Source organism: Deinococcus misasensis DSM 22328 (assembly GCF_000745915.1).
Lineage (GTDB): Bacteria > Deinococcota > Deinococci > Deinococcales > Deinococcaceae > Deinococcus_C > Deinococcus_C misasensis.
The window spans coordinates 91,177-112,445 of record NZ_JQKG01000015.1 but is presented as its reverse complement, the minus strand read 5'-3'; the positions used below and the strand labels follow the sequence as shown (position 1 = coordinate 112,445).

36 protein-coding genes and 2 tRNA genes are annotated in these 21,269 nt (G+C 57.0%); 35 read left to right on the top strand and 3 right to left on the bottom strand.

Annotation, left to right across the window (positions count from 1 at the left end):
• Positions 1-230: 230 nt before the first annotated feature.
• Positions 231-461: a transcriptional regulator gene (locus tag Q371_RS12045; protein ID WP_034340852.1), complete on the bottom strand. Its 231-nt coding sequence runs from the start codon at positions 459-461 to the stop codon at positions 231-233.
• A 128-nt stretch (positions 462-589) separates the two neighbouring features.
• Here Q371_RS12045 and Q371_RS12040 point away from each other — a divergent pair, with 128 nt between their 5' ends.
• The 6 genes from Q371_RS12040 to Q371_RS12015 are packed head-to-tail and all read left to right on the top strand — an operon-like array spanning position 590 to position 3,849.
• Positions 590-1,105: a hypothetical protein gene (locus Q371_RS12040; protein ID WP_034340851.1), complete on the top strand. Its 516-nt coding sequence runs from the start codon at positions 590-592 to the stop codon at positions 1,103-1,105.
• Positions 1,102-1,308, top strand: coding sequence for a hypothetical protein (locus tag Q371_RS12035; protein ID WP_034340848.1), 207 nt, complete (start codon positions 1,102-1,104; stop codon positions 1,306-1,308). Before Q371_RS12040 ends, Q371_RS12035 begins: the two co-directional genes overlap by 4 nt.
• Positions 1,308-1,598: a hypothetical protein gene (locus Q371_RS12030; RefSeq protein ID WP_034340847.1), complete on the top strand. Its 291-nt coding sequence runs from the start codon at positions 1,308-1,310 to the stop codon at positions 1,596-1,598. Before Q371_RS12035 ends, Q371_RS12030 begins: the two co-directional genes overlap by 1 nt.
• A complete protein-coding gene (locus tag Q371_RS12025) occupies positions 1,595-2,023 on the top strand; it encodes a hypothetical protein (protein ID WP_034340844.1) in 429 nt (142 codons plus the stop codon). The genes Q371_RS12030 and Q371_RS12025 overlap by 4 nt, the downstream gene beginning before the upstream one ends.
• Complete coding sequence (locus Q371_RS12020; protein ID WP_034340842.1) at positions 2,020-2,340, top strand: hypothetical protein; 321 nt, start codon at positions 2,020-2,022, stop codon at positions 2,338-2,340. Before Q371_RS12025 ends, Q371_RS12020 begins: the two co-directional genes overlap by 4 nt.
• A gap of 48 nt (positions 2,341-2,388) precedes the next feature.
• A complete protein-coding gene (locus Q371_RS12015; protein WP_157442679.1) occupies positions 2,389-3,849 on the top strand; it encodes a hypothetical protein in 1,461 nt (486 codons plus the stop codon).
• Positions 3,850-4,716: 867 nt separating this feature from the next.
• Here the strand turns inward: Q371_RS12015 and Q371_RS12005 are convergent.
• Positions 4,717-5,289: a helix-turn-helix domain-containing protein gene (locus tag Q371_RS12005; RefSeq protein WP_034340834.1), complete on the bottom strand. Its 573-nt coding sequence runs from the start codon at positions 5,287-5,289 to the stop codon at positions 4,717-4,719.
• 202 nt (positions 5,290-5,491) lie between these two features.
• On the opposite strand from Q371_RS12005, the gene Q371_RS12000 reads away from it, so the two are divergent.
• The 11 genes from Q371_RS12000 to Q371_RS11955 all read left to right on the top strand — a co-directional run bounded on the left by Q371_RS12000 (position 5,492) and on the right by Q371_RS11955 (position 11,967).
• The gene (locus Q371_RS12000) at positions 5,492-5,821 is read left to right on the top strand and encodes a hypothetical protein (RefSeq protein WP_034340832.1); all 330 of its coding nucleotides are present in this window, start codon (positions 5,492-5,494) and stop codon (positions 5,819-5,821) included.
• Entirely contained in the window at positions 5,818-6,024 is a 207-nt protein-coding gene (locus Q371_RS11995) for a hypothetical protein (RefSeq protein WP_034340829.1), read from the top strand. The genes Q371_RS12000 and Q371_RS11995 overlap by 4 nt, the downstream gene beginning before the upstream one ends.
• 643 nt (positions 6,025-6,667) lie before the next feature.
• A tRNA-Thr gene (locus Q371_RS11990) sits at positions 6,668-6,742 on the top strand.
• A gap of 68 nt (positions 6,743-6,810) precedes the next feature.
• Positions 6,811-7,053 (top strand): hypothetical protein, encoded by a 243-nt coding sequence (locus tag Q371_RS11985; RefSeq protein WP_034340827.1) that lies wholly within the window; start codon positions 6,811-6,813, stop codon positions 7,051-7,053.
• A complete protein-coding gene (locus Q371_RS11980) occupies positions 7,053-7,307 on the top strand; it encodes a hypothetical protein (RefSeq protein WP_034340825.1) in 255 nt (84 codons plus the stop codon). The genes Q371_RS11985 and Q371_RS11980 overlap by 1 nt, the downstream gene beginning before the upstream one ends.
• Positions 7,304-7,537, top strand: a complete 234-nt coding sequence (locus tag Q371_RS11975; protein ID WP_157442678.1) for a hypothetical protein — start codon at positions 7,304-7,306, stop codon at positions 7,535-7,537. The genes Q371_RS11980 and Q371_RS11975 overlap by 4 nt, the downstream gene beginning before the upstream one ends.
• Positions 7,534-8,145 (top strand): hypothetical protein, encoded by a 612-nt coding sequence (locus tag Q371_RS11970; protein ID WP_034340819.1) that lies wholly within the window; start codon positions 7,534-7,536, stop codon positions 8,143-8,145. Before Q371_RS11975 ends, Q371_RS11970 begins: the two co-directional genes overlap by 4 nt.
• A 710-nt stretch (positions 8,146-8,855) precedes the next feature.
• Positions 8,856-9,986 carry a hypothetical protein gene (locus Q371_RS11965; RefSeq protein ID WP_157442677.1) on the top strand — a complete coding sequence of 377 codons (1,131 nt, stop codon included), beginning with the start codon at positions 8,856-8,858 and terminating at the stop codon, positions 9,984-9,986.
• 6 nt (positions 9,987-9,992) lie between these two features.
• Positions 9,993-10,138, top strand: a tRNA-OTHER gene (locus Q371_RS27020).
• A gap of 72 nt (positions 10,139-10,210) precedes the next feature.
• Positions 10,211-10,996, top strand: a complete 786-nt coding sequence (locus Q371_RS11960) for a hypothetical protein (protein WP_157442676.1) — start codon at positions 10,211-10,213, stop codon at positions 10,994-10,996.
• 272 nt (positions 10,997-11,268) lie between these two features.
• On the top strand, positions 11,269-11,967 hold the full coding sequence (locus tag Q371_RS11955) for a hypothetical protein (RefSeq protein ID WP_034340812.1): 699 nt from the start codon (positions 11,269-11,271) through the stop codon (positions 11,965-11,967).
• Between the two features lie 14 nt (positions 11,968-11,981).
• Here the strand turns inward: Q371_RS11955 and Q371_RS28075 are convergent, their stop codons facing one another.
• Positions 11,982-12,107: a hypothetical protein gene (locus tag Q371_RS28075; RefSeq protein WP_281174306.1), complete on the bottom strand. Its 126-nt coding sequence runs from the start codon at positions 12,105-12,107 to the stop codon at positions 11,982-11,984.
• Positions 12,108-12,415: 308 nt separating this feature from the next.
• Here Q371_RS28075 and Q371_RS11945 point away from each other — a divergent pair, with 308 nt between their 5' ends.
• The 18 genes from Q371_RS11945 to Q371_RS27005 all read left to right on the top strand — a co-directional run bounded on the left by Q371_RS11945 (position 12,416) and on the right by Q371_RS27005 (position 21,268).
• Positions 12,416-12,898 carry a hypothetical protein gene (locus tag Q371_RS11945; protein ID WP_034340807.1) on the top strand — a complete coding sequence of 161 codons (483 nt, stop codon included), beginning with the start codon at positions 12,416-12,418 and terminating at the stop codon, positions 12,896-12,898.
• 1 nt (position 12,899) lies between these two features.
• The gene (locus Q371_RS11940) at positions 12,900-13,337 is read left to right on the top strand and encodes a hypothetical protein (protein ID WP_034340805.1); all 438 of its coding nucleotides are present in this window, start codon (positions 12,900-12,902) and stop codon (positions 13,335-13,337) included.
• Positions 13,330-13,623 carry a hypothetical protein gene (locus Q371_RS11935; protein WP_034340802.1) on the top strand — a complete coding sequence of 98 codons (294 nt, stop codon included), beginning with the start codon at positions 13,330-13,332 and terminating at the stop codon, positions 13,621-13,623. Before Q371_RS11940 ends, Q371_RS11935 begins: the two co-directional genes overlap by 8 nt.
• On the top strand, positions 13,620-13,925 hold the full coding sequence (locus Q371_RS11930; RefSeq protein ID WP_034340800.1) for a hypothetical protein: 306 nt from the start codon (positions 13,620-13,622) through the stop codon (positions 13,923-13,925). The genes Q371_RS11935 and Q371_RS11930 overlap by 4 nt, the downstream gene beginning before the upstream one ends.
• A complete protein-coding gene (locus tag Q371_RS11925) occupies positions 13,926-14,957 on the top strand; it encodes a DUF5131 family protein (RefSeq protein WP_034340798.1) in 1,032 nt (343 codons plus the stop codon).
• Positions 14,951-15,187 carry a hypothetical protein gene (locus Q371_RS11920; protein WP_034340796.1) on the top strand — a complete coding sequence of 79 codons (237 nt, stop codon included), beginning with the start codon at positions 14,951-14,953 and terminating at the stop codon, positions 15,185-15,187. Before Q371_RS11925 ends, Q371_RS11920 begins: the two co-directional genes overlap by 7 nt.
• Complete coding sequence (locus tag Q371_RS11915) at positions 15,184-16,008, top strand: prohibitin family protein (protein WP_034340793.1); 825 nt, start codon at positions 15,184-15,186, stop codon at positions 16,006-16,008. The genes Q371_RS11920 and Q371_RS11915 overlap by 4 nt, the downstream gene beginning before the upstream one ends.
• A gap of 22 nt (positions 16,009-16,030) precedes the next feature.
• Positions 16,031-16,555: a hypothetical protein gene (locus Q371_RS11910; protein ID WP_034340790.1), complete on the top strand. Its 525-nt coding sequence runs from the start codon at positions 16,031-16,033 to the stop codon at positions 16,553-16,555.
• Positions 16,548-17,300 (top strand): hypothetical protein, encoded by a 753-nt coding sequence (locus Q371_RS27015; RefSeq protein WP_051964151.1) that lies wholly within the window; start codon positions 16,548-16,550, stop codon positions 17,298-17,300. Before Q371_RS11910 ends, Q371_RS27015 begins: the two co-directional genes overlap by 8 nt.
• Entirely contained in the window at positions 17,246-17,638 is a 393-nt protein-coding gene (locus Q371_RS27010; protein ID WP_157442674.1) for a helix-turn-helix domain-containing protein, read from the top strand. Before Q371_RS27015 ends, Q371_RS27010 begins: the two co-directional genes overlap by 55 nt.
• Positions 17,639-17,642: 4 nt before the next feature.
• Positions 17,643-17,765, top strand: coding sequence for a hypothetical protein (locus Q371_RS28070; RefSeq protein ID WP_281174305.1), 123 nt, complete (start codon positions 17,643-17,645; stop codon positions 17,763-17,765).
• A complete protein-coding gene (locus tag Q371_RS11895; RefSeq protein ID WP_034340783.1) occupies positions 17,762-18,310 on the top strand; it encodes a hypothetical protein in 549 nt (182 codons plus the stop codon). The genes Q371_RS28070 and Q371_RS11895 overlap by 4 nt, the downstream gene beginning before the upstream one ends.
• Positions 18,298-19,152, top strand: coding sequence for a DNA adenine methylase (locus Q371_RS11890; RefSeq protein ID WP_034340781.1), 855 nt, complete (start codon positions 18,298-18,300; stop codon positions 19,150-19,152). The genes Q371_RS11895 and Q371_RS11890 overlap by 13 nt, the downstream gene beginning before the upstream one ends.
• Complete coding sequence (locus tag Q371_RS11885) at positions 19,145-19,360, top strand: hypothetical protein (protein ID WP_034340779.1); 216 nt, start codon at positions 19,145-19,147, stop codon at positions 19,358-19,360. Before Q371_RS11890 ends, Q371_RS11885 begins: the two co-directional genes overlap by 8 nt.
• A gap of 240 nt (positions 19,361-19,600) precedes the next feature.
• On the top strand, positions 19,601-20,032 hold the full coding sequence (locus Q371_RS11875) for a hypothetical protein (RefSeq protein ID WP_157442673.1): 432 nt from the start codon (positions 19,601-19,603) through the stop codon (positions 20,030-20,032).
• Entirely contained in the window at positions 20,013-20,849 is an 837-nt protein-coding gene (locus Q371_RS11870; RefSeq protein ID WP_084571390.1) for a phosphoadenosine phosphosulfate reductase domain-containing protein, read from the top strand. Before Q371_RS11875 ends, Q371_RS11870 begins: the two co-directional genes overlap by 20 nt.
• Positions 20,830-21,108, top strand: a complete 279-nt coding sequence (locus Q371_RS11865; RefSeq protein ID WP_034340771.1) for a hypothetical protein — start codon at positions 20,830-20,832, stop codon at positions 21,106-21,108. The genes Q371_RS11870 and Q371_RS11865 overlap by 20 nt, the downstream gene beginning before the upstream one ends.
• Positions 21,109-21,118: 10 nt before the next feature.
• Positions 21,119-21,268 (top strand): hypothetical protein, encoded by a 150-nt coding sequence (locus tag Q371_RS27005; RefSeq protein ID WP_157442672.1) that lies wholly within the window; start codon positions 21,119-21,121, stop codon positions 21,266-21,268.
• Position 21,269 lies beyond the last annotated feature (1 nt).

Below are 21,269 nucleotides of genomic sequence, written 5' to 3'. Positions count from 1 at the left end.
GGGGGTGAATCACACAAAAAGGTCTCTGTTCTGGGCTTCTGAGGAAATCTTGTGCAGAACGGTGTTTTGGTGGTGGTGGGTTTTGAACCACACAAAAAGGTCCCTGTGTCTACAGGTGGCTTTTGCTGGGGCTTTTGCTGAAACCACACAAAAAGGTCTCTGCTGGGCCCGGGACAAACCACACAAAAAGGTCTCTGTTCTGGGGACAAACCACACAAAAAGGTCTCGGGTCAGTCTTTCCATTCAATGTGGATGCGTTTGGCTCCGAGGGCTTTCAGGATTTTGAGGGTGGTGCCGACCAGCAAACTGCGACTGCCAGAGAGGTACTGGTGGATGTTTTGTCTGGGTTGTTTGGCGGCTGGGTCGATGGCCAGCCCGAGGCTTTCTTGGGTGTGGCCTTGCTGGGCCATGCGGGTTTTGAGTTGTTCGGCCAGTTGTTGTTCGAGGTCATCGTGTGTCATGCCCAAATGATACTGTATATCCGAGAGATTGACAAGTATATCGGAATGATGTACAATGAAATCACCTGAGAGGACAGACCGCCTGGCAGCAAGCGTCCTCTACAGGAATCCCAGTTGAGGTGGAATCAATGAACACTCTACAAACCCTCTCCAGCAAAATGCAAGACAAAGGCTACCTGAAAGTGGCCGCAACCATCAGCGAGCGCGAATGGATGGACACCCCCGCCCAAACTTTCAACGTTGAAGCCACTCGCACCGGCGACACCGTGGAAGTGCACGTGAACGGCAAACTGCAAACCATCGAAGACGCCGCCCGCTGGATCCTCAAAGTTGTTAACACCCTCGATGCTTCCGGCAAGCGCATGCAGTTCCAGCCCGTCACCACCGAAAGCATCGACCTTGCCGAAACCACCCTCAGCTTGGGTGAAGCCCACCAGTTTCACCGCACCCTCGGCGAAATGAACAAGGGCACCGGCATGCGCGTCAATCAGAAAGAACTCGCTTCCCGTGTCACTGGCCGCACCATCACCAGCTTCACCGAAATCAAACGCGGCGAAATGCGCGAAATCATGGACTACTTGCAGGCCGCCATCGAAATCCACAAGCGCAGCAACACAGGTGCTGGATGGGTGGTGGCCGTATGAAAGGCCCCGCCTTTTCCTCCCTCGCCCGCCTGTGCTCATCCTGCAAAGAAGTCAAAGATGCCGACTGCGGCAACTGGGTGCGTGGCAAAACCGAATGCCGCACCTGCGTCAACAAAGCCGTCTCCAAAGCCAGAGAAGAATTCTACGCCCGCAAGGACGCTGAAACACACTTCCGCCAGTACATCAATCAGAGGGCTTCCTGATGTGCCGCCCTGCCTTCCCATGGCAGGATTTCCCTGAAGCCATCTTCCGCAACCAGCAAGACCCCGTGGTTGAAAGCCACATGCCTTGCCAGCATTGCCACAACGGGCTTGTCGTCGTGGACGTGCCCGAGTACGGCAACCAGGAAGTGGAGTGCGCCAGATGTTGGGGCACCGGGGTTGTACAGTCCGCAGTGGAAGAGGAAGCCGCATACATCAACGCGCTCATGCAAGAAGGGGACCTTGAGCCCCTTCCTGCAAGCAAAATTCTGGCTCTGGAGATGGCAGCATGAAAAACACACCCGCACCCCGCACCCCCGAAGAAATCGAAGCCCTCAAACGCAGTTGGGCTGCTGACCCCTGCTGGGACATTGAGGCCACAGAGGGCTTCGAGGCGCACCGCGAAGAACTCCAGCGTTTCAGCGAAGAAACCCAGGCTGAATGGAAAGCCGAACGTGAACGGCTCGTGCTGATGCGCGCCCAGAAAAACGGGGTGAGCGTCGAAGCCCAGGAAGCCATTGATTCCCTCGGCCACCGGGCAGAAGCCAGTCAGGAGCAAGCAACCCGCATCCTCATCCACCACCTCGGGAAGCACCTCGACCATGAATGCAAAGCCGAGCTGGGCGATGTGATCGCCTTGACCATCGAAGCCACCAGAGCCACCCTCCTCAAAGAATTGCTGGTCCGCGGGATCATCCAACCTGAGGCGCTGAAGTGAAACGCCTTTTCCCAGAGGACCTTGAAGCGATCATCGGCAAAATCGCCACCCGCAAACTGCTCGAAGCCCACCCGCACCTGTTCACCCAGCAGGCCCTGGAAGGGGACGTGCACGAAAACGTCCCTTTCCGTCGCAAAGAACCCTGGGCAGGGGCCACCCTTGACCTGCAGATCAACGGGAGCTGGGTGACTTTCGGTGTTCCGGCGAAGCTCATCGACCAGACCCGCAATGCGATCGGGCAGGCACTTGCATTGAAATGCACCCTCGGGGTGAGGGTCAACGAAGGCCTCATCGAGGAGATCTGGATTACAGAATGACCGCTTGGCACGGGGTACCCCCCCGTGCCTTTTGTTACACTGAGAGAGGTGCTCATGATTCCCGATGCAGAAAAATTGAATGTATTGATCCACCAGCACGTGGAATGGTCGGCTTTTTATGCAGAGGTTGAAGCCACAAACCGTTATGCTGACCTGCTGGCTGCCCTGCGGCAGTTGCCGGACTCCAGCATCCGGGACGCAAGGATCGCCCGGATCCTGTCCAGGCTCGGCCAGATCGATGAAGCTCTGGCGTTGCTGTACCAGCACAAGGGCTGCCAGTTGTGCAAAGCTTGGTACTTTGCCATCCTGACCCGCAGGGCCAATGAAGCGCAGTTGAAGATGATGGCTGAGAGCCTCAACCCGGACATCTCAGTGAATACTGGGACGGATGTGGAAGCAAGGTTCCGCCTGCTGCTCGCAGTCGCCACCGCTGCAAACCAGATCGGGCGTCACACGCAGGCCGACATTCGGATGTTTGATGCAATCAAAATCGCCAAAATGACCGGCGACCAGAACGCCGAGTGGATTGCTTCCTATGAAATGGCACGCATGCGTTTGTTCCGGGGTGATTTTAGTGCAGCCACCCATGCTTTTAAGGGTGTCATGCAGGGTTGCGTGCCCAACAGTTTGATGTACGTCGGCTGCCAGGAGTACCTGGGGATGATCGCCTGGATGCAGTCATCTCCCACCACAGAATTGCCCCTGCACATGCAGAAAGCCATCGCTGAACTGCAAGGCCAGTTCAGTCGGGACAACTACGAAGAGGCACCGGAGGCATTCTTGCCGTGGATTGCCAAGTTGTTTCGCAAGTTGGGCAAACTCTACGAGCATTACCACCTGAATTTCATGCTGATGCACACCGAAGAGGTGGCCGACGAACGCCAGCAGCTCGTGGACGCCATCACCAAGCATGCCGGGGCCAACCGGGGTGAAATCAACGGTTTTGTTTCACATGCCGTTGTGGCCCTTGCCAAGAGCTTGCACCACGACCTCACCGCTCTGGAGCACCTCAACAGCAGTTTCCGGCACCCCACCACAGGCATTCCGGTGCTGGCCTTGATGTACTACGCCACCAAAATCCAGATTCATGCGAACCTCCCAGAGTTGCCTCGGGGCCCAGAGCTGGACCAAGCTGCAAAAATGATGGTGGGGCAGTTCAAACACCTTCCTGAAGGCGAACAGCAATTCCTGATCACGTGGATGAAAAACTTCACCCCAGTGGTCATGTACCTGCTGTCCGAGCGGTTCGGAGGGCTCCAGAAGCACGTCGAAGATTATGTGGTGGTCACCTACGAAAAGGCAAAATGGCGGAACAGAAAATACCCGGGTTGCCCCAAAAAATACATGGTTCGACTCGCTCTGGGGGTTCTGTCTGGTCAAAAATTGCCCCGCAGGGGACGCACCCAGGCTTACCGTCACCGGGAAGCCATGGAGCGGCACGGGGTGTACCCTTTGATCCTGCAGCCAGTGCTGGACTTGATTTCGCCCTTCATCAATCAAAAAGTGTGACCATGCTTTTGAGATTTCACGTGGTATTCAGCATACGTTTAGATCATGATGAGACGTATGCTGAGTCTGGTTCTTGTTGCCCTTTTCTCTCTGGCCACCCCTTCTGCTGCATATGCTGATGGAGGAAATCCTCCCGGGCCTTGCGCCAGTTGCTGAACTTCAAGATGGGACTTTGGACCCCCGAACCATTCGGGGGTTCTTTTTGGTCACACTTTTGCGGGGGTTGCTTGTCTTTGAGGCGTCAAAACACGCCCAAAAACCCCAAAAATTGACGCATGAGTGCATGGTGAAAATGTAAAGTGTGACCTTACAAACTTTAGGGGTTTTCACTTACCCCAAAACCCCCTTTTCAGATAGGTGTAATTCCTTAATTCGTATAAGTGTGATACCTTATTCAAACAACCCTGTAATAACCTGAATCGCAATATCTTGTGTTACGGAGGTTTTTTGTGACTGCACCATCGACAAATAGGAGCAACTTCCCCGCAGAATACCAATTGGATGGACTAGTCTGCATCGGGACAGGTCTCACCAGAGAACAACGCGACTTGCTGGAATCCGAATGGATTCTTTACACAAGTCGCCGGTATGGTGATGCGGACTACTATTATGTGGTCCAGCAAAACATGCAAGAAGTTGAAACCCTCATTTTGAACTGCAAATCATAAACAACCACAAGCACAGGTTGCAATTCGGCACCACCCCGGGAACCCCTCATGACAACAACCCAACATTTTGAATCCACTTACACCCGAGAGCTCACCGTGAAATTGACCCCTCGGGAAGCCGCCCTGCTCGCTAGGCGCTTCCCCCTGCAAATGCAGCCAGAAGGGGAACACATGCGGATTTTGGTGCAACCTGAACATTTCAGCGACGCAATGCGCGCAGCAGAGGCTCTGCATCAGCCCATAGGATCGCGCCAACTGATTTTGCTCCTGCAGGAATGAATGCCGAATCGCTCCGGTAAGTCCTCAGCTCATCGCCCACTTTGAACAACAAAAAGCCAGTGCCTTCATCTGGCTGCACGTAAAGGTGAATGCCCACAGCAATGGGCCATTCACCTTTGATTTCATCTTGAGCAACAATGTGCAGCGTCTCCGCTTCCAGACGCTGCACCGGCTGATCAAACACCCGCACCTCAGCCCACCGTTTCTGCGGGACATCAAAATAATCCCAAAACTCTTGATCCGTCATCCCCAGCACAGGCAGCAATTTCTGTGCAATCGGTTGGGTGATTTTGCGAAGATCTCGATTCCCAGAAAGGTAATGCCCCAAAGTGGTTCGACTGATCCCCGTGACGGAAGCCAACTCGTCAAGCGTCCACCGCTGGTTTGTTCTCGGATTGATGTGGCTCTTCATCCAATGCTTCAAAGCCAGCCCGGCATCCCTGGCATCAATGATCTTCTCTGGCTTGGGTGTTGCAACGGGTTTCCTTGGCATCTCTGGACCTTCCTCCAACCCTGCATTTAGGGTACTCAGTAATATAAATGATTCTATATCACGTATCACACGGAGCTTACAAACCTCTGGTTACACTTTTTGCTCATCTCTGCCCTCTGTAAAATTTGAACAATATCAAAAAGTGTGCCCAGCAGTTAAAGTGTTGACTTTCATTTAGACTGCTGAGTACAATAAGTTACACATGTACGTTTCTCCTCATAAACTTTTTGACCTCCTGAAGACCGCTGGTTTTGACGTGTCAGCCGAACGCCAGAAGCAACGGTTCGTCACAGAGTCAGGAATCAGCAAGGAAACGGCGTACAAGTGGTTCAGGAAACCCATCTACAACCCCACTTTCATGATCCTGAAGCAATACCGCGACTTTCTGAACAGCAAGCTGCCCGAGGACAAACAGATCGCCCGCTATGAGGACCTGCTCACTGAAAACGAGCCGGCCCCAGAGGAGTTCTTGCGTTTCAGGGCGCGTCGTCGCAGGAAGTCTCAGAAGGAATCAACCAGAACAGTCAGGTGACAAACCTGCTTTGTGGAGGTCTGCTTGTGCAGGCCGTGGATTCCTGTTGTTTGAAGTGGGCCAAGGCAACCGCACCCACCCCCAGAAACGCGGCACCGGAGTTGTTTGACAACCGTGCTTTTCCGGAACACCTGAAAGTCATTCAGGAAGGCCTGGCTGCAGTGGAGCAGAAGCCCCACTTGCGGGTTGCGCTGGACAGGTGACCCTTTCAGACGGAATGGAAGAAGCACATTTTGCAGTACAGGAAAGTCAACCAAGAAAACCAGTCGCCAGCCCTGAGGATGAGGGTGGTTCTTGCTCCAAGGGCAAGCGAAGGACCCGGTGTAATCGTGAGGTTCGTGCCGGTGAGGTTGGCTCCATTGCCCCAGTGGGAGCGTCTTGGGGACTGCGCCGCTTGTGGATGTGCGGCGGATCCACAACCCCAAAATCACGGCTGTACCAGATTGATGGAACCCACCCCGATGAGACATCGGAGCGCCCGTGGCTGCCGTGATGAGTGCCTGTCGCTTCAGAGGAGGGCAGGGCATGACTGTAACACCCGATCAGCGTTTCGCTGTGAGGGACCCGTGAATTTTTCTTCCTTGGCTGCCGGGCTTCCCCCCCGGTCCACCAGAACGAATCCAGACCTTTGCAGTCTCGCTGGGTGCCTCAACTTACAGGCCACGTCTTTCTGACCCAGTGAGAAATCTTCCCTGCTGGATTCCTTGTCTCCAGCCACACTTCCCCAAGTTCACGGTTCGGCATCAAGGCCCCGAGTTGCCTTGCGTTTTTCGTGTCACTCCAAGTGCTGGCCCCTCTCGGGGGGGCTTTTTTCATGAAACCCCCGCTCCCTTTTGGGGGCGTCATGGTCAGGTGGCTCAATGGCAGAGCAGCCCTTTCGTAAAGGGCAGATTGCAGGTTCGATTCCTGCCCTGACCTCCAGAATCCCATGAAGGGGTTCACCCCCACGCAGGCGCCAACCGGAGCGTGAGGGTGAAAGGAGAAATCTGATGGTTTCCAGACACATTAGCACCCTCAAAGCATCGGGGCAAGTGCGCAAGAAGCGGCTTTCTGCTTCTCTGGTGATGGTTTTGCTGCTGGTGGTCGAGTACGGCCTGTTTTCCATTCCGGCTTTCCGCGCGTGGCTCTGGCAGGTGGAAGGCATGAATTACCGCATGGTTGGTCTGGTGTTTCTGGCCACCCTGATTGTGACGGTGGTGGTCATTGCCGACCAGAAGAAACGGGGGGCGTGATGCTCGCCCTTTTGATCCTGCTGGTCTTCGCTGCCGTGGCATGCGTCGGGTTGTTCGCTGTGCCCACCGAGGATCTTTCCGAGTGCGTGTTCGAAGTGCACGAGGTGAAGGGTGGCTTCAGGGTGTTCAGCCGCAACGCCAAGGGTGAACTGGTGCCAGAGTCGGTGCTGGCTTCCAGTCGGGAGCGGGCGGAAGCTTGGGCCGAGCAGTACCGTTTGGGTGCCGCTCCAATTCGGATGTTCGGGAAAGCATGATGCCTTTCTTGGTTCTGGCCACCTTTCACCGGTTGGTGGCCAGAGCTGCACTGAAGTTCATGGTTGCGCAGGGGCCTCTGGTGTCGGATTTGCCGGAGGCTTGCGCTGAGGCTGCGAGGCTGCTGGAGTTGGCCCTTGAGGGCCTCTTGCGCGCGAAGGTGATCACTTCCGCTCAGGCTGCGCCGGACAACGTTTTGATTCTGACCCACCGGTCCAAGGAGTTGGCATGAAACCCAAGAGAATCACGGCCTGCCTGAGTCGGCCTTTTGGAGATTCCTTCGTCACCACCGTGAGCCCAGAGCGGCATGATTGTGAAGTGTCCGCCATGCGGAATTTGCTGGAGCACCTCGCAGAGCAAGGCATTCGGGTGGATTGTGGTGAGTTGAGCACCCACGCGTTTTTCACCTGCATGGCCGGTGAAGAAGTGATTGGCTTCAGTGTGCTCGACACGCTGGTCGCTGGGGGCGTCGAGGAGCGCAACGCAGTCACCGTGGCTGAAGCGGTGCTGCGGAAAGTCAAGACCCTCGTCCCGGATGAGGAATGGCCGATCGCAGAAAGAAAAGACTTCCCGCTGGGTGAGGTGCTCGACATTGCAGATGAGATGTTCACCGAGGAACTGTTCAATGCGGTGTTCATGGATTACCAGTGGATGTTCGCGCCTTCCTTCGTGGACTTACCCACCCTCGGGCCGGACCCTCTGGACCATCCGGTGATCATCGATCCTCTGGCTTTGACCCCTTATGAGCTTGGCTCGGTGGTTTCGGTGCTGGGCAACGCCGTGGCGAATGGTGAAATCACCAGCGAGGCGATGTTCAAGGCGGTTGGGTTGCTGAGGTGAGCGTGTGCGTTTGGCGGCGCGCACTGGGAGGGCAGCAAGTCATGTCCTTGCCTTCCAGAGTCCGCAAGCCCACCCTGGGGGAGAATTCAGGGGTGTCCGCGTGAATCGGGCAGGGGGCCATGCCGCGCCCCCTGGTGCCCCCGGAAGCAAGGCGGCATTGAAGCCCAGGCAGGGGTTTTCTCACCACTTCCTCTAACCTTTCCTGAGACGGTGGTGCCAAATTCAGGGACCTCTTTTGCGCCATGCCACTTGGTGGCGAACCTGCCAGAAGGGCGACGAACGTGGTGTTCTAAGAGCCCGCGCGCAGGCAGCATTCATGTCCCCCGGACCGCCAGCAGCTGCTGGCTGAAAACACCCCACGTTCGGGGTGGGTTCTGGAGAGAGCAAGCAAGCAAAGCAGCGCACACCCACAAGGAAACCAGTGTGGTTTTTTTGTGGGGATAAGGCGACTGCGGGAACCACGACCAGTCAGGTGCCTTGCATCTTTTTCCACTGGTTTTCACACCGAACGCGGCCTGCAGGGATGCGAAGCGCTGGAAATGGCACTTCAGCGTGAAGCCCTCCGGCAAGGTGCCCCTGTTACGGGTTCCCCCCTGATTGAGTGGCCCAGGGCAAAACACACTCCAGCGTCTGGCCGTCCACCTGTGAAGAGGGCGGTTGTGCAGCTCCCGGTTCTGCCTGACCGGGTTTTCATTTTGAGAGGAGGCAATTTGAGCAGCAGAAAGTACATTGTGAGGCGCGGCACGCAGGTGATCACCGCGCAAACCGGATTTGAGAGTCGCGCCCCGGGCGCAACTGCCGACCGGTGCTTCTTCTTGATGGTCTTCAAGGGCGAAGAGCACCCTGAGTCTGACGGTTACCTGGTGAACAACCTGAACGAAGACCCGTGTTACTTCACCCTGCAGGAAGTCGCGGAGCGTTTGCTGCAGCACCTGAAAATGGTGCCTGAAGGTTTGCTGGAAGCCCTGCAGTCCGACCAGAGGACCAACTCAATGGAGTGCTTCCCGGACGTGCACCTGCAGCTCCCAGCGAAACCCGAGCCGATCCCTCTCGATGGCAATGAGACGCCCAGCGAGGAGTTCATTCGGTTCATGGCGGCCTTCAAAACACTCACTCAGATGAGTTACCAGCAGATCACTGATTTTCTGTCCAGCAAAGGGCTTTCTTACAACAAGAAAAGCTTCTCGAATTACGCCAGTGGGCGGCGCGCCATCGGTCGGGACATGTGCCGCACGATCCTCAAAGCCCTCCGGCAGCACCCGCTGTACCAGAAGCACCAGGATGTGATTGAGCAGGCGAAAACCGTGGCGGCCAGTTCGCAATTGACCATCCAGTCCAACAAACCCATCGAGCCTTACGAAATTGCGGACTTCAAGAACCGGCACGGACTGGGATACAAGGAAATCTGCGCTTACCTCGTCACCCACGGGTTGGTGTTCTCACCGGAGGAGATTCAGGGTTTCGTTCGGGGTCGGGCCACGGTGCCCATCAGAGACACCCCCATGTTCCGCTTGGCTCTGGAGAACTACCGTGAAATGAACCCTCCTGCAGCACCACCATCTTTGAATGCAGTGCTCGGCAAAGAACCGCTTTTGCCTGAGCCGCAAGTCACCCAGCCGGCCACACCCAGAGTGCAAGGTGCGGTTCCTCAGGCTCCAAAAGAAGATGCTCCAGAAGAACCCCCTCCTTCCCTTACGGTTGCCCTCCAAGCAGAAAAGGAGCATCCAGAGGCTGCGCCTCCAACCGTTGAGGAGGTTGCTGCATTGCGGGCCCTGGTGATCCGCAGGGGTTTGATTGCGGTGGCCACGGACCTCGGGGAGAAAATCCAGTTTGTGGATTGAATGCATGAGAGGGAAGCGCAGTGGTGCGCGGCTGTGCCCAGGCTGCATGAACGTGGGCTGCCAGAAAAACAGGAGGCTGGGAAGCCCTGACCGCTACCACAGGGGAATCCAAGGCAAACAATCGCATGCAGGTTCAAATCCTGTCCCTCTCCATTGACCTCAGGAGTGTGCGTCAAAAACCCCCGGTGAATGGCCGGGGGAATTCTTTCTTGCACAGGAGACACATGAACAGATGGAACATTCCACCCCCCAGATGCCTGTTCTTTCAGGAGGACACCACCCTGACTGTGGCGGTGAACCTCACGCCCTGCAACTGCATTCACCCAGACGTCGGGGTGGACACCCCTTACGGCAGGAGTGCCGTTGAGCTCGGGTGCAGCGGGTGCGGTGCTTATGAAGCGAAACCCACAGGGGTGCAGCATTTCAAGTTGATCATCTGGAATCCAGAGACCGACCATGCCCGGGTGTTCTTGAGGCACCATGAAACCAACAAAGTCTGGTTTGGCAGGCGGATCCCAGTTGGGCAGGTGTTGTTTGCCGCCGGTGAGACCGTGAATGATTTCTGTGCCAGTGAATCAGCGATTCCGCAAGGCTGGATTTTTCACGGCACCAGTGATGAATTTCACGAGGATGGCCAGCCGGAACGTTTCTCTTTGTCTTACAGCAAAGGGGAAGTGCACCTCGACTGGGTGAATGTCAAACGCGTCAACATCGAAGAGGTGCTGAGGGTCGCTGGGCATGAAGTGGTCGTGGAAGTCGTGCAGATGCAGGCTTTCAGTTTCGAAGAAGACACCGAGATTTACGTTGCCCCGAGCCGCGAGGAACTGCTGGCCTTTCTGGTCGGCGTGCGCAAGTTGACCGTCGGCGTGGATGTGAACCTCGAGGACCTTGAACCGGCCAGTCTGGACACCAAACTCAAACTGGATTCCGGTGAGTGGATCACCGTCGCGGATTACGTCATGCAGTTCGAAATCACCAAGCCGTTGCAAGTCTCCACCGGGCACAATTGACCCGGTTTTCTGCCACCTGAAGGTTCATTCCATGCCGGGTTCAAATCCCGGGGGTGGCTTCCACAGCAAAACAGAAGCTCGCTGGGGTGAACTCCTAACAGGTGAGAGGTTCACTCTGGCTTTCGTTTGGTTCGCCTGCAGGATCGTGGTTGGCTCAGCAGGCAGCCAGAACAGGAAGTGGGTTATGTGAGCGGTTACAAGCGATAAGAGTTGACTGTCAGACACCCCGGAACCCATTTCTTCCGGGGTTTTCATTCCCCGAAAGGACACCCATGCATTACACCATCACCCAAGAAACCGTGAACCTGCTGCAAGAACGCATCGCGCAGCTCAAGCCAGCGCTCAAAGGCGATTACAGCGCCATCCGCACCCTCAACGAACTCGAACACTACCTCGACTCCGGCCTGCACAAAACGCCCTTCCCTCCCTTCGACCACATCCGGGAGACCCCAGCCGATTACAACACCCAGATCCTGATTCCACTCGGAAACCACCTCGCAGCACACGGCATGACCCTCGGGGCTGCGGTCGGCACCCTCGACGACCCCTCCCACACCTCCACCACCTTCACGTCACCAGATGCCGGAAGCACCCTCACCCTGGCAGCCGAGCAGCTCGCCAACCGACTCAAAGGCCGCAAAGGCATCCTGGAGTCCTTCGACCCGAACAACACCTGGAACCACAGCGCCATCGAAGTCACCTTGAAATCCTTCAACAGCGAAATCATCGTCACCATCGACGGATACGACACCAACTGCAACCCCGGAGATCTCATTGTTGACCTGACTGGAGAAGCGATCCGAGAGGCGGCAGTGGAGCAGTACGGAACCCCCGAACTTGAATTCAGGGAACCCAACGGGGACATCACCCTGGTGGATTTCGATTTGATTTCAGACCGCGAAATCCTCGGGATGGTTGTGGAAGCGCGCGTGGTGAAACACCAGCCGGGCGGCTCCAAGCAGCAGGACTGAAGCAAGCCACCCGGTCACGGGCCTTTCGGGGTCACGCCCCGAGGGTGGCAGTTCAGGTTCGCGGTGCGGGCCAGCAGTTCCCGCGCAAAGCGAACCAATCCGAACAGAAAGAAACGGTGACAGCCTGCTGGGTGCTTCATACCAAACACATTTGCAGGACTTTGATTGCTCTCAGGTTCCGAGCTGCAGGGCCGGAGTGGAGGTGAGAACAGCAGGTTTCGACCTGGGATCATTTGACGGTAAAGGACCGTTGCCATAACCCCCGTTCCGGGCAGGGGGTCCACTTGCCACATGCCTCCTGCACTTGCAACGCACCACCCTCACAGGCCCGGAGTGAGGTTTTTGATGGACCACAAAACCAGAAACCACAACAGAAAACCCGGAATTCAGGGCAACCAACCATGTGAATTCCGGGAGAAAGGCTTGCATGCATCATACAACACTGACGTTGAAAAGCACCCCTCTCAGGGACTGCACCATCCACGAGCAAGGCAAAGCCGTGCAGGTGGAATTCCGTTACGGTCGCGCCGTGTACACCTTCAGGGCCACTGCCAGCGTCAAAAAAGGCGAAGTGGTTTCCTACACAGGGATCGTTGAGCCGATCGTTGGCAAGAGGCCCCCCGAGAGGCGCACCTACAAAAAGCTGGCGGATTTCGTGCAGGACGTTCGAATTGAATTCGTGCAGTTGTTCATCCCCATCCGGCATGAAGTGTTCTGCGAGAACGTTGACCTGTTTACCGTGGAAGGCCTGCTGGAAGGGTACGGCTGCAGCTTCTACGCCACGCGCTCTGGACTCTGGGCAGTGGCATGGAAAGCCTCAAGCATGCCAGCGGCGGCCTTCAAGTACTGTGATTCCTTCGATGAGGCCTTCCGGTATGTGCTGGGCTTCTACCGCGATTACCGGGAAATGAACGCCCCTGTGGTGGCCTGACATGGACATCCAGGATGTTCACAAGCTCCGCGAGAAGGCCACACCCGGACCTTGGAAGGTCACCCATGAACAGGTGATCATCTCCGAAAGTGGAGAAGTCATCTGCTCCTTCATGGCCACCCACCCGAGGGTGAAGCACAACCTGCGCCTCATCCGGAAACTCCCGGAGGTGCTGGATTTGCTGGACCGGCAGCACCTCCGGCTGCTGGATCTCGGTGGCCACGTTCGGGATGTCCCTGAGCCTGAAAAAGAAGACCCTCAAACGTTTGAGGTGTACTTCCACAGGTACCTCGGGCCGATCATCCCCAAGCACAAAGAATCCGCGCAGTCCCTGCTGCGGGCCGTGGCGACCCGCTTGCTGCTCGAAGCGGAACGCATCGAACAGAGCATCAACAATGAAACGGAAACCATTCCGAAAGCCGAGGAAAAGGATGTTTGAAGACCTCAAAGCCCGCGTGGCCCACCAGCAGGAACATGGGGCTGAGCACTCCCTGCTGACCGTCCAGCAACTCAGCGACCTGCTGCAAGAAGTGGACGCCCTGACCGCCGCCTTGAAAGCCACCCATGACCTGTTCGAACTGCAAAAACAAGGCACCCCGAGGTCCGTTCCCAACCAGAACACCGCACTTGAGTACCTCAACGCCCTCGGGAAAGCGGAACGCAGGGCGCACCTGCTGGTTGAGGAGCGCATGAAGGCTCATGGGCTCAACAAGGCCACCCCATGAGCCTCGAAAGACAAGAGAACATCAAATTGCTGATGGCCTTGCGGAAACCCAAAAAGACCAACGACCTGCTGCTGGAACTGTGCCTCACCAAAACCCAGCTGCAAGAACGAATTTTGCCGTTGTGGCTCTCTGGCTTCGTGGGACGAACCACCACCGACGAAGGCCACAAGGCGCAATTCAAATACCACCTGACCGAAATCGGCCTGAAATATCTGGTGAGTGCCGGGAAAGTCAAACCCGCCCCACCACCCCTGCGCCTCCCTGCAAAGCCAAGCGCAACCGGAAGCCACCATGAGGGATGAATGATCAACAAAACCAGCATCACCTGGGCAACCCACACCTGGAATCCCACCTCTGGCTGCACTCAAATCACTGCGGGCTGCAAGAACTGCTACGCCAAAACCCTGCACGACCAGAGGCATGACGCGCTGCACGCCGGGAAGCGCCTCCCTGAGCAGTACCGGCAACCGTTTGGCAGCATCCAACTCCACCCATCAAGGCTGATTGACCCCCTGAAATTCCGCAGCAAAACACCTGCACGAATCTTCGTGGGCAGCATGTCCGACCTTTTCCATCCACTTGTCCCTGACGCCTTTCTGGACCGGGTGTTTGCCAGCATGATCCTCGCCTCAAGCCCTTACGATGCAGCCCACCGGTTCCTGCTGCTCACCAAAAGACCTGAGCGCATGAAAGACTACCTCCTCACCCCCGGCAGACGCCAGAGCATCGCAGAAGCCCTCCCAGGCCTCGAAGACCCAGACACAGCCTTCGACAGCATCGCTCGAGGCTTTGATGACCCGAAAGACTTCCTCGGGCCGAACATCTGGCTGGGCACCACCGCAGAAGACCAACAGCAAGCCACCCAGCGCATCCCGGTCCTCACCAGCATTCCAGCGCAGGTGCGCTTCTTGAGTTGCGAACCCCTCCTCGGGCCCGTGGACCTCAAAGGCCACCTCCACCCGGACGGCATCCATTGGGTGATTGTCGGCGGGGAATCCGGCAAGAACGCCCGACCCATGCACCCCGACTGGGCCCGGCAGATCCGCGACGACTGCCAGGAAGCGAACACCCCCTTCCACTTCAAGCAGTGGGGTGAATTCATCCCCATCCACCAGTTCTGTGACCCCATCCAATACATCGATGGAGCGAAACGCCACATGAACAAAAAACGCGGCGATGTGCTGATGAACGCAGACGGCACCCTCGCCAGAGACGGCAGGCCAGAAACCAAAACCTACCCCCTGCTGGTGCTGGCCCGGGCAGGCACACGAAAAGCCGGACGTGACCTTGATGGGGTCACCCACCACAGCTTCCCAGAGGTGACCGCATGGTGAAACCCACACAAAAAATCCAGAGTGAATACCGCAAATTGAACGTCCAGCATTCCCTCGGGCGCATCTCCAGAAAGCAAATGATGGATGGCCTGCAGGATCTTTTGAAACGCCACGGTGATGTGTTGCGCAGTGGCCAGATTGACGTGCTTGACCGGCTCGCCCACCAAACGCTCGGCGAGCAGATCAACACCCACCTGCAGAACTTGACCCACACCAAGGAGCCCAAATGAAAAAGCACCCCTTCCTGTTTCTGGCCATCGCCTTTATGACCTCCTGCGCCATCACCACCGTCAACCCCGACGAGGAAGCCATCCGGGTGGACACGCTCGGCGCGAAACGTGAAGTCACCACCAGCAACATCGTGGTTGGACGCATCACCTACAACCCGTTCACTGAGGACATCATCGTGTTCCCAGTGCGCCTGCAGCGCGTTGAATGGAAAGCCGAAGACAACCTGAAATTCCAGAGCAAAGAAGGCCTGTCCCTCTCCGCGGACGTGGCTTTCTCCATGGCTTTCGAGCGCGGCAAAACCCCCAACATTTACAGCAAATACGGCAAGCAATCCCCTGACATCATCGACACCGTAGGTCGGGACATTGTGCGAGACGCAGTGACCTCGGTGGCTTCCCAGTACAGCGCAATGGAAATCAACGGCACCAAACGCCCCGAATTTCAACTCAAAGTGGCCCAAGCGATCCGCGAAAGGCTCTCCAAGGAGTTCATTCAGGTGGACAACTTCATGTTCACCGGGCAGATCATCCTGCCCCGCGAAGTCAAACAGAGCATTGACGCTGCACAGCAAGCCACACAAATAGCCATCCAGCGCGAAAACGAAATCCGAGCCACCCGCGCAGAAGCCGAAAAGCGCCGGTTGCAAGCCGACACCCGGGCTTACGAAATCATCACCAAAGCCAAAGCGGACGCTGAAGCAGCAAAACTCAAAGCCAAAACCATCACCCCTCAACTGGTGCAATACGAAGCCATCCAGAAATGGGATGGGAAACTGCCCACTTACTCTGGGGGCACCGTCCCCTTCGTGCAACTCAAATGAGTTCCTCCTGAAGGAGACCCCCATGAACATCCAACAAAAAATGATGTTGCTGCACATCCACAACCTGCAAGCACGCAACGCAGGGAAACGCATCCCAGCAACGGACGTTCGCTCCAACAAACACCAGTGGCACTTCAAATCCCTCGACAAGACCTTCAAAGCCCTGCAGAAAGCAGGGCTCGTTCAACTGGGCCTTGATGGGAAATGCAAACTCACCCCAGAAGGCGCAGCGCTCGCCCAGCAAACCCATCTGGTTGACCAGCAGGAAGTGGCATCCGTACAGATCCAGCCGCACAAAGAATCCCACCACTCCAGAATCACCAAAATTCAAGCATGCCCACCCGAAAAAGCCCCCTTCTTCGGGGTGTACTTCCGGGCCCCAGACGGAACCCTCACCTGGCAAGCGGAATTCACAGAGCTTTTCTTCGCCGAAGAACACGCCGCCCACTGGGCACAGCAACTCCACGTGCCACTCGAAAGCCTCAGTGAACCAACCGCCACACACACCCTCCCAGTCACCAACCCTGGACTTCAAAGCCATGCTTGAAAACCCACGCCGCCTCCTGCTGTTCATCGCTGCACTGACCAGCCTGCTTTACACCGTGATCCTCACCAAACTGGACTTGATCACCCCCACCCTCACCACCCTCGGAACGCTGGCCACCCTCACCCTCTTGATGCTCTCCTTCCCGGTCGGCCCGAGATCCGTGCTCCTCGGGGCGCACCAGTTCCTGATTCACCCGCTGTTCGTGGCTGCAGCATGGCGGAAACTGTACGGCTTCCCCTGGGACCCCAGGCTGTGGGTGGCTTTCTTCATTCATGACTTCGGGTACCTCACCCGCTGGTGCCACAACATGGACGGCGAAGAAGGCGAAAAGCACGTGCTTTTCGGCGCAGCTTTCATGTTTGTGCTGTTCGGCGAAGAATGGGGCCGGCTCTGCCTGTACCACAGCCGCTTCTACGCCCGGCAACACAACCACCCCTTCTCAAGGCTCTGCGTTGCCGACAAGCTCGCTTTCTGCATGGAACCCTGGTGGCTGTACCTGCCCCGCGTGATCCTCACCGGAGAAATCAAGGAGTACCTGCAGCTCGCCCGAGCAGAGGACGGCAGCAAATACCAGAACGAACCCCGCGTCGGCACGCACCGACCCACCAGCGAAATCCTCAAAGACCCCACCCTCAGCGAATGGCAAAAAATGCGCCTGTGGCACAAAAACCTCGTCATTTACATGACCGCATGGGTCCACGCCCACAAAAACAGCCACGCCGACCACTGGACCCCCATCCGGTGACCACCCTCGGGCCTCAACTTCGCGCAATCCGGGAAAACATCGGCTTCACCCTGCCAGACATGGACGCCATCTGTGGCCTGCAAACCGGATACCTGTCCCAGCTCGAAAGGGGACGCATCCAGAAGCCCAGCCCGGACGTGCTCGCCAAGCTCGCCGAAACCTACCAGGTGGACTTCACCCACCTGATGCAACTCGCAGGGTACAAAGTGCCACCCCCCAAACCACCCATCAAAAGGCACACCCTCGAAGGGCAAGCCCTCGACGCCACAGCACTGACCGCCAGAGAGGAACAAGAACTCTTCAGGTACCTGCACCTCATCCTTCGAGAGAAAGGGTAAATCAATGACCCCAATTCTGCTTTCCCTCTCAGGCCTGACCCTACTGGTCGGCCTTCTTGCCTTCATGCACGCCATGAAAACCGCCCCTCTGGAACCCGATTACCACAAGAAACCGGGGGATTTGTGACTGCGCCCGCCAATCCCGGCCTGCAAGGTGCCCTGGAAGGCATTCAAGCCATCCGTGAACGCTGGCAGAAAGCGACACCTGGACCGTGGGGCTGGCGTGGGCATGTGGGACACGACCAGGACCCCATGACTGAGATTCGCCTGACCAGTTTGAGAAATGGGAATTTCGTGATGGACTTCCAGTGTGTTGAGAGAACCGGTTATGCCCAGCCCCGCTTTCAAAGTCTTGGTCCTGGCATGTGCATCATGGCTCCAGCCAGAAGCTTTGCGCAGCACGAAGTGCATTACCGGACCCACATCAATGGCATCAACCACCCGGATGCCGAAGCAATTGCAGCCGCACCAGAGGACGTTCGGGTGCTGCTGGAGACCCTCGACCTCCTCAAACAGTCCCTTGAGGCCCAGAGTGCATACGACCGCATGAAAAACTCAATGGTGACCGCTGAGAGCCTCGTGCAGGCCCCCATGTTCCACCTGTACCACAAGGGCACCATGCAGCAAGCCTTCACCCTCCTCGGGCTTCCGGTACCGTCATGGCTGAACTGAGAGGACCGGTTTTGCGTTACCCGGGCAGCAAGTGGCGGATCGGCAAGTGGATCGTGTCGTTGATGCCCGAGCATCACACTTACGTTGAGCCTTACGGCGGGTCATTCAGTGTGTTTTTCCAGAAGCCACACAGTGAGAGCGAATACCTGAACGACATCGATCACGAGATCGCCAACCTGTTCCGGGTGCTGCGCAACCAACCGAAAGAGTTGGAGCGAACCATCCGCCTGACCCCATGGTCGAGAATCGAATACGAAGACAGTTTTCATCCCACAGATGACCCTGTTGAACTTGCCCGCCGCACCCTGATCAAACACTGGATGAGTCAGGGCGGCACGGCGAACGGACGGTACCGCAGTGGGTGGAGGCACAACGGAGCCCTGAACGGCGTGGGCGCAGGAGTCACCCAGCAGTGGCGGAACCTGCCCGAGCGGATCATGGCCACCGTGGAACGCATCAAAGACGCCCAGATTGAATGCAGGCCCGCCCTTGAGGTGCTTGGGCGACTGAACCACTCAGGGGTGCTGGCTTACATCGATCCCCCTTACCTTGCCCGCACCCGGAAATTCAAACCCATGTACCGTCAGGAGATGCTGGACGACACCCAGCACATCGAAATGCTGGAATTCCTCACCCAAGACTACCAGGGCATGGTGATGCTCTCCGCTTACGAAAGCGACCTGTATGACGACCTTCTGGAAGGGTGGGGGAAGTACCACCAGGTCAGCCAAGCGGACCGTGGAGGGGACCGGCAAGAGGTGCTGTGGCTCAATCCTGCAGCAGAAGCAAACCGCAAAATCGGACCCCACTCCCTTTTCGCTCTGGATGCCCAGCATGGTTGATGCCAGTGGGCGCAGCGTTGTCGTTGGTGATGTGGTCCAAGTGTACCCCGAGCACCGGTTGTTCGGGGGTTGCTTCTTGCAGGTGACGGAAGTGCGGTCGTGGGGCGTGCAGGGGTGCGTGGAGATACCGCAGCAAGGGCAGGCTTTCTGTCGATTGAAATCCGAGGAGTTCAGGCACGTTGGCCGGGCATCTTGGGTCCGGCAGTGAAGGGCAGCATGGCAAAACAAGCACGCACTTGGCTTTGCAACCGGATCCTCCGGCACCTGCGATCCACATCTGGCATGTGGCTCAGTGCACAGGAAATCAACGACACCCTGTCAGAGGACGGCAGAGGCAATCGCACCACGAACGGCATTCGGGCCGTCTGGAAGAACCTCAAAATTCTTGTCACGCAAGGCCTGGTGGAACAAAAAAGCATCAGGCCTGTTCTTTACCGGGCGGTGAGTCATGAAAATCGAAGTGGAACTCGGCAAAGCCGAACTTGAAATGCTGACTGAAATTCGGGATTTGATCCGAGAGAACAACGGCTCGTCCCCCAAAACGCGCCATGTGCGCGGCAAGTCCGGCATGTGTGGCCACGAGCGCTTGAATGCCACCTTCGAACGCCTGAAAGCCTTCGGGTTGGTGGATCACAGCATCAACGGGCACTGCCGACTCAGCCCTGCAGGAATGGAAGCCCTGCAACGCTACGAGCACCAGCAGGTGCACTGGGTGGATGCCCGAGCGTGGATGTCTGAAGCCATGGATTTGCTCAGCAACTACAACCGGATCCACAGGAAACCCATCAAAGAATTCAGCGATCGGGCAGAAAACCTGATCAAAAAACACCGTGCCATGACGGCACCCCCGCAAGAGGACCATGCAAAACCCGCTGTTTGAAACCCAGTGGCCACCCGATGAAGTCCAAGACCTCATCCGCGCAGGGGCATTGATCGTCTCGAACCACAGTGGCGGAAAAGACAGCCAGGCCATGCTGATCGAACTCCTGAAAATCAGTCCTGCAGCACAAATGCTGGTCGTTCACGCCTCCCTCGGGGAAATGGAATGGCCCGGAGCTTTGGAGCACGCCGAGCAGCAAGCCAGAAACGCAGGGTTGCCTTTCGTGGTGGCCCGTGCCAACAAGACCCTGCTGGGCATGGTGGAAGCGCGGTTTGACAGCAGGCCGGACGTGCCGAGCTGGCCGAGCGCGCAGCACCGACAGTGCACCTCCGACCTGAAGCGAGGCCCCATTGAACGGGAAGTCAGGCGGTACGCCAAAGAGCACGGCTTTCAAACCATCATCAACTGCGTGGGCCTCCGAGCTGAGGAAAGCCCGAGGCGCGCAAAAGCCATTACATGGCGGAAAAATGAAACCAACACCACCCAGAGCCGTGCATGGTTCGACTGGCTGCCCATCCACCACTTCAACCGTGACCAAGTGTTCGAGGCCATCCGGGAGGCAGGGCAGGAACTCCACCCTGCTTACGGCCTCGGGAATGACCGCCTGAGTTGCGTTTTTTGCATTCTGGCGAACAGCAACGACCTGCGGAACGGTGCCGTCAGGAATCCAGAGTTGTACCAGCGGTACGTCGAATTGGAACAAAAAACCGGTTACACCATGCACCAGTCCCGAAGGTCCCTGCCAGAAATCACTGGCATTCACATCGATGGCTGCTCTCAGGAGGGGCAGCGCACCCATGAAAAAAAACCCGAGTGATTTCCCTCCAGGCATCAAAGTGCGTTACGTGGGCAGGTTCCATGCGCCGAGCAGTCCATACGACAACCTCTGTGTGACCCGAGAGGTGGGCTTGGTGGTGGAGCCCAACGCCACGCAAGCCCAGATCTCCGGAAAGGTCTGGGTGCACTTCCCGTCCTTCCAGCCGGATGTTGAAAAGTACGCACAGGAAAACAACCTCCCATGGATGACCGCTGGGGCGTTCGAGCCGAACAACCTTGAACGGGTCATCGAAAACTGAAAGGTTTGCCGTGCTGATCGCTGCACTGATCGCCGTTGCCACCTTCACCTTGGGTTTCCAGTTGCTTGCCTGGTACGCGAACAACGACCAGCACAGAAGACGCCTGAAACTCCGGCAGCCACGAGAAATCACCCTCCAAGAAGACCAGAAAGGCAATTGAA

What these genes read in the sequence shown, in the direction of transcription:
- Q371_RS12045 (WP_034340852.1), bottom strand. Translation starts at nt 461, where the DNA reads ATGACACACGATGACCTCGAACAACAACTGGCCGAACAACTCAAAACC.
- Q371_RS12040 (WP_034340851.1), top strand. Translation starts at nt 590, where the DNA reads ATGAACACTCTACAAACCCTCTCCAGCAAAATGCAAGACAAAGGCTAC.
- Q371_RS12035 (WP_034340848.1), top strand. Translation starts at nt 1,102, where the DNA reads ATGAAAGGCCCCGCCTTTTCCTCCCTCGCCCGCCTGTGCTCATCCTGC.
- Q371_RS12030 (WP_034340847.1), top strand. Translation starts at nt 1,308, where the DNA reads ATGTGCCGCCCTGCCTTCCCATGGCAGGATTTCCCTGAAGCCATCTTC.
- Q371_RS12025 (WP_034340844.1), top strand. Translation starts at nt 1,595, where the DNA reads ATGAAAAACACACCCGCACCCCGCACCCCCGAAGAAATCGAAGCCCTC.
- Q371_RS12005 (WP_034340834.1), bottom strand. Translation starts at nt 5,289, where the DNA reads ATGCCAAGGAAACCCGTTGCAACACCCAAGCCAGAGAAGATCATTGAT.
- Q371_RS12000 (WP_034340832.1), top strand. Translation starts at nt 5,492, where the DNA reads ATGTACGTTTCTCCTCATAAACTTTTTGACCTCCTGAAGACCGCTGGT.
- Q371_RS11985 (WP_034340827.1), top strand. Translation starts at nt 6,811, where the DNA reads ATGGTTTCCAGACACATTAGCACCCTCAAAGCATCGGGGCAAGTGCGC.
- Q371_RS11980 (WP_034340825.1), top strand. Translation starts at nt 7,053, where the DNA reads ATGCTCGCCCTTTTGATCCTGCTGGTCTTCGCTGCCGTGGCATGCGTC.
- Q371_RS11975 (WP_157442678.1), top strand. Translation starts at nt 7,304, where the DNA reads ATGATGCCTTTCTTGGTTCTGGCCACCTTTCACCGGTTGGTGGCCAGA.
- Q371_RS11970 (WP_034340819.1), top strand. Translation starts at nt 7,534, where the DNA reads ATGAAACCCAAGAGAATCACGGCCTGCCTGAGTCGGCCTTTTGGAGAT.
- Q371_RS11960 (WP_157442676.1), top strand. Translation starts at nt 10,211, where the DNA reads ATGAACAGATGGAACATTCCACCCCCCAGATGCCTGTTCTTTCAGGAG.
- Q371_RS11955 (WP_034340812.1), top strand. Translation starts at nt 11,269, where the DNA reads ATGCATTACACCATCACCCAAGAAACCGTGAACCTGCTGCAAGAACGC.
- Q371_RS28075 (WP_281174306.1), bottom strand. Translation starts at nt 12,107, where the DNA reads ATGAAGCACCCAGCAGGCTGTCACCGTTTCTTTCTGTTCGGATTGGTT.
- Q371_RS11940 (WP_034340805.1), top strand. Translation starts at nt 12,900, where the DNA reads ATGGACATCCAGGATGTTCACAAGCTCCGCGAGAAGGCCACACCCGGA.
- Q371_RS11935 (WP_034340802.1), top strand. Translation starts at nt 13,330, where the DNA reads ATGTTTGAAGACCTCAAAGCCCGCGTGGCCCACCAGCAGGAACATGGG.
- Q371_RS11930 (WP_034340800.1), top strand. Translation starts at nt 13,620, where the DNA reads ATGAGCCTCGAAAGACAAGAGAACATCAAATTGCTGATGGCCTTGCGG.
- Q371_RS11925 (WP_034340798.1), top strand. Translation starts at nt 13,926, where the DNA reads ATGATCAACAAAACCAGCATCACCTGGGCAACCCACACCTGGAATCCC.
- Q371_RS11920 (WP_034340796.1), top strand. Translation starts at nt 14,951, where the DNA reads ATGGTGAAACCCACACAAAAAATCCAGAGTGAATACCGCAAATTGAAC.
- Q371_RS11915 (WP_034340793.1), top strand. Translation starts at nt 15,184, where the DNA reads ATGAAAAAGCACCCCTTCCTGTTTCTGGCCATCGCCTTTATGACCTCC.
- Q371_RS11910 (WP_034340790.1), top strand. Translation starts at nt 16,031, where the DNA reads ATGAACATCCAACAAAAAATGATGTTGCTGCACATCCACAACCTGCAA.
- Q371_RS27015 (WP_051964151.1), top strand. Translation starts at nt 16,548, where the DNA reads ATGCTTGAAAACCCACGCCGCCTCCTGCTGTTCATCGCTGCACTGACC.
- Q371_RS27010 (WP_157442674.1), top strand. Translation starts at nt 17,246, where the DNA reads ATGGGTCCACGCCCACAAAAACAGCCACGCCGACCACTGGACCCCCAT.
- Q371_RS28070 (WP_281174305.1), top strand. Translation starts at nt 17,643, where the DNA reads ATGACCCCAATTCTGCTTTCCCTCTCAGGCCTGACCCTACTGGTCGGC.
- Q371_RS11890 (WP_034340781.1), top strand. Translation starts at nt 18,298, where the DNA reads ATGGCTGAACTGAGAGGACCGGTTTTGCGTTACCCGGGCAGCAAGTGG.
- Q371_RS11885 (WP_034340779.1), top strand. Translation starts at nt 19,145, where the DNA reads ATGGTTGATGCCAGTGGGCGCAGCGTTGTCGTTGGTGATGTGGTCCAA.
- Q371_RS11875 (WP_157442673.1), top strand. Translation starts at nt 19,601, where the DNA reads ATGAAAATCGAAGTGGAACTCGGCAAAGCCGAACTTGAAATGCTGACT.
- Q371_RS11870 (WP_084571390.1), top strand. Translation starts at nt 20,013, where the DNA reads ATGCAAAACCCGCTGTTTGAAACCCAGTGGCCACCCGATGAAGTCCAA.
- Q371_RS11865 (WP_034340771.1), top strand. Translation starts at nt 20,830, where the DNA reads ATGAAAAAAAACCCGAGTGATTTCCCTCCAGGCATCAAAGTGCGTTAC.